Here is a 10,044-nt window from a genome sequence, read left to right on the forward strand (position 1 = left end):
GCGGCAACAGCGCGGTGGTCCCACCTGACCCCATGCCGAACTCAGAAGTGAAACGCCGTAGCGCCGATGGTAGTGTGGGGTCTCCCCATGTGAGAGTAGGGAACTGCCAGGCATCAAATTAGCAGTAAACCGGGGCAATAAACCGGTTGTTGTAAAGAAATTCGGTGGAGCGGTAGTTCAGTCGGTTAGAATACCTGCCTGTCACGCAGGGGGTCGCGGGTTCGAGTCCCGTCCGTTCCGCCACTTATTAACAGCCCTGAGCATTTGCTCAGGGCTTTTTCTTTTTCCGTCGTACTATTGTTGCTATTTCAGCAAAAATCCTCTGCATTTATCGATCTTTTTCCCCTCTGATGCATCAGCCATAATGTTCTCAATGAGTTAACACTAAGTAAAAAAGAGGAATTTATGGCAATCCCTGCATTTGGTCTTGGAACCTTCCGTCTGAAAGATGATGTGGTTATCGCATCAGTAAAAACGGCGCTGGAACTGGGCTACCGTACGATTGATACCGCCCAGATCTATGATAACGAAGCGGCCGTTGGCCAGGCCATCGCCGAAAGCGGCGTGGCGCGTGATGAGCTGTTTATCACCACCAAGATCTGGATCGAAAACCTGAGCAAAGACTCGCTTATTACCAGTCTGAAAGAGAGTCTGAAAAAGCTGCGTACTGATTATGTCGATCTGACGCTGATCCACTGGCCTTCGCCGGGTGATGCCGTCGCCGTTGAAGAGTTTATGCCGGCGCTGCTGGAAGCTAAAGAGCTGGGGCTGACTCGCCAGATCGGGATTTCAAACTTCACGATTCCGCTGATGGAACGCGCAATTGCTGCCGTCGGCGCTGAAAACATTGCGACCAATCAGATTGAGCTATCCCCCTATCTGCAGAATCGCAAGACTGTGGATTGGGCGACGGCGCACGGTATCCATATCACGTCGTACATGACGTTGGCATATGGTAAGGCACTGAAAGATGAAGTTATTTCAGGTATTGCCGCGAAGCACAGCGCAACGCCTGCACAGGTGATACTGGCCTGGGCTTTGGGAGAAGGCTACGCGGTGATCCCGTCTTCAACTAAACGTGAAAATCTGGCGAGCAACCTGAAAGCTCAGGATCTGCAGCTGGATGAGGAAGATCGTAAAGCGATCGCCGCGCTGGATTGCAACGATCGCCTGGTTAGCCCGGAAGGTCTTGCCCCCGAGTGGGATTAAAATAACCCACCCTCTGTAACCCTTATTTAACCCTCTACAGCTCCTTCGGGAGCTGTTTTACGTGCTCGCTGAGAAAATCAATAAACGCCCTTATCCGGGTACTGACCGCTCTGTCGCTGTAGTAAACGGCGCTAAAGGGCATTTCTACCGGCAGCCGCTTGTCGGCAAGAAGCTCGACAAACTCCCCGCTCGCAATCTCCTGGTTCACCATATAATCCGATAAACAGGCGATGCCGTTACCGGCCAGGCATAGCTGCTTGATGGTTTCCCCGCTATTGGAGGATATCTCGCAGCTGACTTCCAGCAGCTGACCATCGCAGCAGGAGACTGGCCAGGTATTTAGTGAAAGGGGCTCAGTAAAACCCAGGCACTGATGATCTTTAAGGCTGGCTACATCCTGCGGCGTGCCGTGGCGGGAGAGGTAGTCAGGCGAGGCGATGATTTTGCGGTAGCTGTTAAACAGCGGCCGGGCGCGCAGGCTGGAATCCGTCAACGTACCCGCGCGGATCGCAACATCAACCTTACGCTCAATCAAGTTGATGAAGGTTTCCGACGACACCAGCGCGAGGGTCATTTCCGGATAGCGCTCGCGAAAAGGCTTCACCAGCGGCATCAGAAAGTGGAGCATCACCGGGGTGGCGGCATCTACCCGCAGCAATCCTCTTGGCGTCGTCCGCGTTTCCAGAAGCTCATTTTCCGCCGCCGCCATCTCCTGAAGCACCACCTGCATACGGCGAAAGTAGCGTTCTCCCTCCTCGGTCAGGCTTAGCTGACGAGTTGTTCGGTTAAGCAGGCTGACGCTAAGCTTTGATTCCAGCTTTTTTACCGCCCGGCTGACGGCCGAGTTTGCCTGTCCCAGCTGTTCCGCCGCCCGGCTAAAGCTTCCGCTTTCCACCACGGCGACGAAGATGGCAATCTCTTCTGATGTTGCTCTCATTATTGCACCTGTAGCAAAATTCTATTGAGACTTTGATAGTTTTTGTTATTTAAGCATCCCTGCATACTACGTGTCATCTTAATCCTGATGCTACGGAGTAAATTATGCCACTGGCGCTACTTGCCTTAACTATCGGTGCCTTTGCGATTGGTACCACCGAGTTTGTAATTGTCGGCCTGGTGCCGACGATCGCAGAGCAGCTGGCCATCTCACTGCCTTCAGCGGGTCTGTTGGTTTCTATCTACGCGCTTGGCGTCGCGATCGGCGCCCCGGTGCTGACGGCGCTGACCGGCCGCATGCCGCGCAAACAGCTGCTGCTGGCGCTAATGGTGCTGTTCACTGCCGGCAACCTGCTCGCCTGGCAAGCGCCGGGTTATGAAACGCTGATTTTCGCCCGCCTGCTTACCGGCCTGGCGCACGGCGTGTTCTTCTCGATTGGTTCTACCATTGCGACCAGCCTGGTACCTAAAGAGAAGGCCGCGTCGGCGATTGCCATCATGTTTGGCGGTCTGACCGTCGCGCTGGTCACCGGGGTGCCGATTGGTACCTTTATCGGCCAGCATTTCGGCTGGCGTGAAACCTTCCTTGCGGTTTCCATTCTTGGCGTGATTGCGCTGGTGAGCAGCCTGATTCTGGTGCCGAACAATATTCCGGGTCGGGCCAGCGCCAGCCTGCGCGATCAGATGCAGGTGTTAACCCATCCGCGCTTGCTGATCATCTATGCCATTACCGCCCTGGGATATGGCGGCGTCTTCACGGCGTTTACCTTCCTCGCGCCAATGATGCAGGACCTTGCCGGTTTCAGTCCGTCTGCGGTGAGCTGGATTTTACTGGGCTACGGTGTTTCAGTGGCGTTGGGTAATGTCTGGGGCGGCAGGCTGGCCGACAGGCACGGAGCGGTGGCCGCACTGAAGATTATCTTTGCTGCGCTGGTTGTGCTGCTGCTGGTGTTCCAGCTGACGGCCAGTATCCAGTATGCCGCGCTGGCAACGGTGCTGGTGATGGGAATCTTTGCCTTCGGCAACGTGCCGGGCCTGCAGGTCTATGTCGTACAGAAAGCGGAACAGTATACGCCCGGCGCCGTAGACGTTGCCTCCGGCCTTAACATTGCCGCTTTTAACGTCGGTATCGCTTTAGGCTCTATTATTGGCGGACAAACCGTAGAGCGCTATGGCCTGGCCGAGACGCCGTGGATTGGCGCGGTGATTGTGCTGGCTGCGCTGCTGCTGGTCATACTGAGCGGTCGTCTGGATAAATCTCGCCCGGCAAAGGCGGTTTCCGTCGAAGGATAAAGGTTTCTCGCGAATTGCATTGAAAGTGCATACGAAAATCCCTATAACAGAATAACCGGCCGCAGTCAGGCCGGTTTCATGTTATCGAGGTTTGATGCCTAAATTGCGAAAGAATACTTATGCTATGCGCTATGTCGCCGGACAGCCTGCGGAGAGAATTTTGCCTCCGGGGTCGTTTGCAAGCCTTGGCCATGGTTTTCCGCCAGGCGTCCCTTTAAGCAGCGATGAGAAGATCCGCGTGCTGGTGTGGAATATCTTTAAACAGCAGCGGGCTGAGTGGAAGTCCGTGCTGAATAATTTCGGTAAAGATGCCCATCTGGTGCTGTTACAAGAGGCGCAAACGACGCCCGAGCTGGTCAGATTCGCCACGACCAACTATCTGGCCGCCGATCAGGTTCCCGCACTCGTTCTGCCTCAGCACCCCTCTGGCGTTATGACGCTGGCTTCGACTCATCCGGTCTACTGCTGCCCTCTGCGCGAACGCGAACCCATTTTGCGTCTGGCTAAATCGGCGCTTGTGACCGTCTACCCGCTGCCGGATATGCGTTTGCTGATGGTGGTGAACATCCATGCGGTTAACTTCAGCCTTGGGGTTGATGTCTACAGCAAGCAGCTGTTACCTATCGGCGACCAGATAGCGCACCACAGCGGCCCGATTATTATGGCCGGTGATTTTAATGCCTGGAGCCGACCGCGCATGAATGCGCTCTATCGCTTTGCCCGCGAAATGTCGCTGCGCGAGGTGCGTTTTTCCGACGATCAGCGCCGCCGCACTTTTGGTCGCCCGCTCGATTTTGTGTTCTACCGGGGATTAAGCGTGCACGATGCCTCCGTGCTGGTCACCCGCGCCTCCGATCACAACCCGCTACTAGTCGAATTCAGTCCCGGCAAGCCTGATTAATTAAGGTACGTCAGGCCTGCCATGGGGCGGGCCTGCGCAAGCAAGGTGCTGCCTTTATTATTCAAACAACCGAAGGACAACACAATGACAACACGCTCTCACCATGACAACGTCGAAAAGCAGTTTGGCTCACAGGCCAGCGCTTACCTGACCAGCGCCGTACACGCATCGGGACGCGATCTGCAGCGGCTGGCCGAGCGGCTGGCTGATTTCCCTGCTGCGCAGGTTCTCGATATGGGCTGCGGCGCCGGGCATGCCAGCTTTGCTGCGGCCGGGCAGGTGGCAGAGGTAACGGCATATGATTTATCCAGCCAGATGCTGGACGTTGTGGCGCAGGCCGCTCAGGATAAGGGTTTTTCAAATATAAAGACCCAGCAGGGCTATGCGGAAACGCTGCCCTTTGCGGCGGACAGCTTTGACGTGGTGATTAGCCGCTATTCTGCCCATCACTGGCATGATGTCGGCCAGGCGCTGCGCGAGGTCAAACGCGTTCTCAAGCCGGGTGGGGTGCTGATTATTATGGACGTCATGTCACCGGGACATCCGGTTCGTGACGTGTGGCTGCAAACGGTTGAAGCGCTGCGCGATACCTCTCACGTTCGCAACTATTCCAGCGGAGAGTGGCTGGCGCTGGCGAACGATGCCGGGCTGGTCACGAATAGTTTATCGACCGATCGCCTGCCGCTGGAGTTCAGCTCATGGGTGGCGCGCATGCGTACGCCGGAGGCGCTGGTAGCAGCGATTCGCCTCTATCAGGATAGCGCATCGGCAGAGGTAAAAGCCTACTTTGCCTTACAGGACGACGGCTCCTTTACCAGCGATACCATCATGTTTGAAGCGCATAAAGCGGTATAAAAAGAAAAGGCACCGGGAAACGGTGCCTTTTTTATCAGGTATATCAGGAATCCGGCCGGTCGCTATTTTTCACAAACAGCGTGAGCTGATCGCCCGGCTTCAGGTCATTGGTGCCGCTGTTCCAGCGCATCACATCACGAATATTCACACCATGACGTTTTGCGATGCTCGACAGCGAGTCGCCTTTGCGTACGCGATAGGTGATGCTATCGCTGTTGTTCGCAAGACGCGTCGCGCTGCTGCCGGCGCCAACTACCAGATCCTGGCCCGCTTTCAGCCCGGATCCGCGCAGATTATTCCACTGCTGCAAATCTTTCGTCGATACGCCGAGACGTGAGGCGATCCCGGAAATCGTATCGCCTGAACGAACCTTATAGCTGCGGCTGGTCAACGGCGCGTTGGCCGCGAGCTGCGTTGGCTGTACGGCGGCAATATCGCCAGAGGCCAGAGACTCACGCAGCTGAGCGGCATGTTTCTGTGGCACCATCACGTACTTCGGCCCGTTCGCACCCAGGGTTGATCCCTTTACTCCGGCGTTGAATGTTTTCAGCTTGCCGACGGGCATTCCTGCCATATCGGCCAGTTGGCTAATATCAACCGGACTATCGAGGCGAACTCGCGCCAGCGCACGGCTTTCGTCTGCCGTCGGCAGCTTCACGCCATAGCGCTTGCTGTTTTTGAGAATATCGCTCAAAGCCAGCATCTTAGGTACGTAGATTCTGGTTTCCTGTGGTAATGAAAGCGACCAAAAATCAGTGGGCTTGCCGCGTGATTTATTCGCTTTCATTGCCTTCAGTACCCGGCCTTCACCGCTGTTATAAGCTGCGACGGTCAACAGCCAGTCGCCGTCAAACATCTTATTCAGACGCTGCATCATGTTCAGCGCCGCCGTAGTAGAGGCGACAACGTCACGACGCGCATCGTAGCTGCGGGTCTGCTTCAAACCATAATTGCGCCCGGTGCTCGGAATGATCTGCCAGATGCCTGCGGCATTGGCGCCAGACGTTGCATGCGGGTTAAAAGCGCTCTCCACTATGGGTAGTAATACCAGTTCCATTGGCATGTTACGTTTCTTAACTTGCCCGGCTATCCAGTACATATACGGCTCTGCCCGTAAAGTTACATCGTGGAGATAGCTCTTATTACTTAAGTACTTCTGTTTCTGTTCGCGAATCCGGGTATTTTCCGGAATTCCCATCTTTAGCTCGTCGCCTATGGAAGTCCACAGATCCTGGTCTTGCGCGTAGAAGGTTCCATCATCTAACCAGCGCGCTTGACTTGTGAACTTACCTGCTTCCCCTTGACCAGCTGCAGAAAGGCTCTGTGCGTGCTGTTGAACGTTGCCATCGTGCTTAGACGATTGGCACCCCGCCAGCAGGACAGAGACGAGTAAAATCGCTCGTGCCTTCATGTGTGTGTCAATAGTTGCTTAAAAGACGAGCAAGAATAACGGTGAAGTTCGCGAATGACAAGAGTTAAATATCAGAAGTCATCTTTCTTTGACCTTAACCACGCGAATCGCTGCGCAGAGTGTTGCAAATTTGTTTCTTTGGATATTTCTTTAATTAAATCATTATCATCCGTGCGTAAAAATAAATTTATACGGCGCTCGTTTTTGAGAGTTACCGGTAGTGTCATTTGTTTTTTTGCACGTAACTCATTAACTTTATGGTAATAATCATTTATAGCCATATCCTGTGGCAGGATACTCAGAGCAAACTTCATATTTGCTAAAGTATACTCATGTGCGCAACATACCAGCGTATCGTCTGGGAGCTCCGCTATTTTCTTAAATGATTGATACATCTGCTCCGCCGTCCCTTCGAAGAGCCTGCCGCAGCCGCCGGAAAACATTGTATCGCCACAAAATAGATAAGGTTCACTGTAGAAACAGATGTGTCCTAAAGTGTGACCTGGCGTGGAGAAAATAGAAAATTCGTGGCCTAAAACAACGACCCGATCGCCGTCGGCAACGAGACGCGTCGTTCCCTTATCCTGGGTTTCCGCCGGTCCGTAAACCACGATGTCGGGGAATTTTTCGCACAGTTGTTTCACGCCGCCAACGTGATCGAGGTGGTGGTGGGTGAGAAAAATGGCCTCCGGCTGCCAGCCGTGCTCCGCGATAGCGGCCAGCACGGGCGCCGCTTCGCCTGGATCGACGATCAGACAGCGGCCGTTATCCGCGCTAAGAACCCAGATGTAGTTGTCCTGAAATGCAGGAATGCTGATAAGATTCATTTATTACCCCTAAAAGCGTAGCGGAAGGTTGCGATGAAGCCGGCAAGGATATCTCAGATAGTCACAGCGCCAGAGCATTGGTCCAGTATGCCCTGGGGCGAATACTATCGCGAATCGCTGGAGCGGCAGATGAAACCGTGGCTGGCCAAGCTATATGGCTTTCATTTACTTAAGATTGGCAATCTGAGCGCGGAAATCAATACCGAATCCTGCGCTATCTCGCATCAGGTGAACGTTTCGCTTCAGGGCACGCCGATTCAGGTTCAGGCCGATCCTCTCCATCTGCCTTTTGCCGAAAAGTCGGTTGACGCCTGCCTGCTGGCGCATACCTTGCCCTGGTGTAGCGATCCCCACCGCCTGCTGCGTGAAGCCGACAGGGTGTTGATTGATGACGGCTGGATAATTATGACCGGGTTTAACCCCGTGAGCCTGATGGGCCTGCGCAAGCTGATGCCGGTATTGCGTAAAACGGTGCCGTACAGCAGCCGGATGTTTACGCTAACGCGCCAGCTGGACTGGCTGGCGCTGCTCAATTTTGAGGTGCTGCACTACGGCCGTTATCAGGTGCTGCCCTGGTCCCGACACGGCGGCAAGATGCTCAGTACCCACCTGCCGGCGCTGGGCTGTCTGCAGCTGATTGTTGCCCGCAAGCGCACGATCCCGCTCACGCTCAACCCGCTGAAGTCGGGAAAAGCGAAGCCCCGTCTGCGCCAGGCGGTAGGGGCCACGCGACAGTCGCGAAACGGGCATAATTAACGTTCCGGCTGGTAGCCGACGTCGTCCTGAGTAGGGTTGGAGGCGGCAGCGCGCGCCAGCTCGTCGCAGCGCTCGTTTTCCGGATGGCCGGCGTGGCCTTTGACCCACTCCCACTTAATCAGGTGCTGGCCAAGCGCGATGTCCAGACGCTGCCACAGATCCACATTTTTGACCGGCTTTTTCTCCGCCGTTTTCCAGCCGCGCTTTTTCCAGTTATGGATCCACTGGGTGATCCCCTGGCGCACGTACTGGCTGTCGGTGCTGAGAACGACTTCGCACTGCTCTTTCAGCGCTTCCAGCGCAACGATGGCCGCCATCATCTCCATGCGGTTGTTGGTCGTGAGGTTATAGCCTTCGCTAAAGATTTTTTCCTTCCCGCGATAGCGTAAAATAGCGCCGTAGCCGCCGGGTCCTGGATTTCCCAGGCATGAACCGTCGGTGAAAATTTCTACCTGTTTAAGCATCTCTGGTAGACTTCCTGTAATTGACATCGATATGTAAACGGCAAGTCTGACATAAATGACTGATATGAGCACTGCAATTACGCGACAGATTGTTCTCGATACTGAAACCACTGGTATGAACCAGCTCGGTGCGCATTACGAAGGACATAAAATCATCGAGATTGGTGCGGTGGAGGTGATCAACCGCCGCCTCACCGGGAATAACTTCCACGTTTATCTCAAGCCGGACCGGCTGGTGGACCCTGAAGCTTTTGGCGTTCACGGAATTGCCGATGAGTTTCTGATGGATAAGCCGGCGTTTGCTGAGGTCGCCGATGAGTTTATGGACTACATCCGCGGGGCGGAGCTGGTCATCCATAACGCATCGTTCGATATCGGCTTTATGGACTACGAGTTCGCCAAGCTCAAGCGCGATATTCCCAAAACCAATACCTTCTGCAAGGTCACCGATAGCCTGGCGCTGGCGCGGAAAATGTTCCCCGGCAAGCGTAACAGCCTCGATGCGCTGTGCTCACGTTATGAAATAGATAACAGCAAGCGAACGCTGCACGGGGCGTTACTCGATGCCCAGATTCTGGCCGATGTCTATCTGATGATGACCGGCGGTCAGACGACGCTGGCATTTTCGACGGAAGGCGAAGGGCAGATGCAGGCGGGAGAGATAGGAATACAGCGCGTTGTTCGGGCGGCCAGCAGGCTGCGCGTCGTTTACGCCTCTGATGACGAGCTGTTAAACCATGAATCGCGGCTCGATTTGATCCAAAAGAAAGGCGGAAGCTGCCTGTGGCGGAGCTGATACGCCGCAATGCGCTGTAAAAATAGGCGGGTGGGCGATTTTTAGAGCAAATGGTTCAAAAGTGAAGAAAAAGCGTTGACGGAGTTAGCGGTAATCCGTAATATTCGCCTCGTTCCCAAGGGAACAGTGAAAGTGGAGCGGTAGTTCAGTCGGTTAGAATACCTGCCTGTCACGCAGGGGGTCGCGGGTTCGAGTCCCGTCCGTTCCGCCACTATTCAGGCCCATGTTATTAATTAACGTGGGCCTTTTTCATATCTGCGTTTTGTCATCCGCCACGGCCGTCCGGCTTGCGCGATTATGCTCGATTTTATTTCTGTCGGCGCCCCGGCAATCGCCGAGCAAAATAGCGCGTAATAGCATAGCTGCTGCCATCCTGTTACGCGCCGTCGCTACGCTAACATCCCTGTTAGTCAGAAAATCTCCCGAATTTACTTCATCAATCTTTCGTGACCGAAGGCTGTTTCTCTTTGACTTCGCGATACCAGCGCGGGTGATGTTTCTTCGCCCATGTTTTGGTAACCCAACCTTCCACCATCGCGGTAATGGTGCCTTTCACCCACAGGGCGGCGTAGATATGCACCATGATAACCACAATT

At 54.5% G+C, this 10,044-nt stretch carries 10 protein-coding genes, 2 tRNA genes, 1 rRNA gene and 1 pseudogene; 9 read left to right on the forward strand and 5 right to left on the reverse strand.

The window, feature by feature from the left end; translation table 11 throughout:
• From rrf to dkgB, 3 genes are all read left to right on the forward strand, one after another.
• Positions 1-112, forward strand: a 5S ribosomal RNA gene (gene rrf, locus PFH44_RS21075); the annotation flags it as partial.
• 54 nt (positions 113-166) lie between these two features.
• Positions 167-243, forward strand: a tRNA-Asp gene (locus PFH44_RS21080).
• Between the two features lie 162 nt (positions 244-405).
• Entirely contained in the window at positions 406-1,209 is an 804-nt protein-coding gene (dkgB, locus tag PFH44_RS21085; RefSeq protein WP_045854075.1) for a 2,5-didehydrogluconate reductase DkgB, read from the forward strand.
• A 34-nt stretch (positions 1,210-1,243) separates the two neighbouring features.
• On the opposite strand, the gene yafC is transcribed toward dkgB, so the two are convergent.
• Positions 1,244-2,146, reverse strand: a complete 903-nt coding sequence (gene yafC / locus PFH44_RS21090) for a DNA-binding transcriptional regulator YafC (RefSeq protein WP_041144158.1) — start codon at positions 2,144-2,146, stop codon at positions 1,244-1,246.
• Positions 2,147-2,250: 104 nt separating this feature from the next.
• Here yafC and PFH44_RS21095 point away from each other — a divergent pair, with 104 nt between their 5' ends.
• The 3 genes from PFH44_RS21095 to PFH44_RS21105 all read left to right on the forward strand — a co-directional run bounded on the left by PFH44_RS21095 (position 2,251) and on the right by PFH44_RS21105 (position 5,194).
• Positions 2,251-3,438, forward strand: coding sequence for an MFS transporter (locus tag PFH44_RS21095; protein ID WP_041144159.1), 1,188 nt, complete (start codon positions 2,251-2,253; stop codon positions 3,436-3,438).
• A 103-nt stretch (positions 3,439-3,541) separates the two neighbouring features.
• Entirely contained in the window at positions 3,542-4,339 is a 798-nt protein-coding gene (locus PFH44_RS21100; RefSeq protein WP_152643973.1) for an endonuclease/exonuclease/phosphatase family protein, read from the forward strand.
• Positions 4,340-4,423: 84 nt separating this feature from the next.
• Positions 4,424-5,194, forward strand: a complete 771-nt coding sequence (locus PFH44_RS21105) for a class I SAM-dependent methyltransferase (protein WP_283826052.1) — start codon at positions 4,424-4,426, stop codon at positions 5,192-5,194.
• Between the two features lie 43 nt (positions 5,195-5,237).
• Here the strand turns inward: PFH44_RS21105 and mltD are convergent, their stop codons facing one another.
• Both mltD and gloB read right to left on the reverse strand, forming a co-directional pair.
• Entirely contained in the window at positions 5,238-6,605 is a 1,368-nt protein-coding gene (mltD, locus tag PFH44_RS21110) for a murein transglycosylase D (RefSeq protein ID WP_045854079.1), read from the reverse strand.
• A 71-nt stretch (positions 6,606-6,676) separates the two neighbouring features.
• A complete protein-coding gene (gene gloB, locus PFH44_RS21115) occupies positions 6,677-7,432 on the reverse strand; it encodes a hydroxyacylglutathione hydrolase (RefSeq protein WP_283826053.1) in 756 nt (251 codons plus the stop codon).
• Between the two features lie 33 nt (positions 7,433-7,465).
• Between gloB and PFH44_RS21120 the strand changes: the two genes are divergently transcribed.
• On the forward strand, positions 7,466-8,188 hold the full coding sequence (locus PFH44_RS21120) for a class I SAM-dependent methyltransferase (protein ID WP_045854081.1): 723 nt from the start codon (positions 7,466-7,468) through the stop codon (positions 8,186-8,188).
• Here the strand turns inward: PFH44_RS21120 and rnhA are convergent.
• Entirely contained in the window at positions 8,185-8,652 is a 468-nt protein-coding gene (rnhA, locus tag PFH44_RS21125; protein ID WP_463671558.1) for a ribonuclease HI, read from the reverse strand. The two genes, PFH44_RS21120 and rnhA, sit on opposite strands and share 4 nt — an antisense overlap.
• Positions 8,653-8,716: 64 nt before the next feature.
• Between rnhA and dnaQ the strand changes: the two genes are divergently transcribed.
• Entirely contained in the window at positions 8,717-9,448 is a 732-nt protein-coding gene (gene dnaQ / locus PFH44_RS21130) for a DNA polymerase III subunit epsilon (RefSeq protein WP_200894892.1), read from the forward strand.
• A 134-nt stretch (positions 9,449-9,582) separates the two neighbouring features.
• A tRNA-Asp gene (locus PFH44_RS21135) sits at positions 9,583-9,659 on the forward strand.
• Positions 9,660-9,884: 225 nt separating this feature from the next.
• Here PFH44_RS21135 and PFH44_RS21140 read toward each other — a convergent pair.
• A pseudogene (locus tag PFH44_RS21140) lies at positions 9,885-10,044 on the reverse strand (formate dehydrogenase cytochrome b556 subunit); the annotation flags it as partial.

This window comes from Klebsiella sp. Ech2A (assembly GCF_030078455.1).
In the GTDB taxonomy this organism is placed as follows: domain Bacteria; phylum Pseudomonadota; class Gammaproteobacteria; order Enterobacterales; family Enterobacteriaceae; genus Klebsiella; species Klebsiella terrigena.

Bases quoted from the DNA above. Each gene is read 5' to 3' on its own strand.
- gloB (WP_283826053.1), bottom strand. From the start codon at position 7,432: ATGAATCTTATCAGCATTCCTGCATTTCAGGACAACTACATCTGGGTT.
- PFH44_RS21095 (WP_041144159.1), top strand. From the start codon at position 2,251: ATGCCACTGGCGCTACTTGCCTTAACTATCGGTGCCTTTGCGATTGGT.
- PFH44_RS21105 (WP_283826052.1), top strand. From the start codon at position 4,424: ATGACAACACGCTCTCACCATGACAACGTCGAAAAGCAGTTTGGCTCA.
- rnhA (WP_463671558.1), bottom strand. From the start codon at position 8,652: ATGCTTAAACAGGTAGAAATTTTCACCGACGGTTCATGCCTGGGAAAT.
- mltD (WP_045854079.1), bottom strand. From the start codon at position 6,605: ATGAAGGCACGAGCGATTTTACTCGTCTCTGTCCTGCTGGCGGGGTGC.
- dnaQ (WP_200894892.1), top strand. From the start codon at position 8,717: ATGAGCACTGCAATTACGCGACAGATTGTTCTCGATACTGAAACCACT.
- yafC (WP_041144158.1), bottom strand. From the start codon at position 2,146: ATGAGAGCAACATCAGAAGAGATTGCCATCTTCGTCGCCGTGGTGGAA.
- PFH44_RS21120 (WP_045854081.1), top strand. From the start codon at position 7,466: ATGAAGCCGGCAAGGATATCTCAGATAGTCACAGCGCCAGAGCATTGG.
- dkgB (WP_045854075.1), top strand. From the start codon at position 406: ATGGCAATCCCTGCATTTGGTCTTGGAACCTTCCGTCTGAAAGATGAT.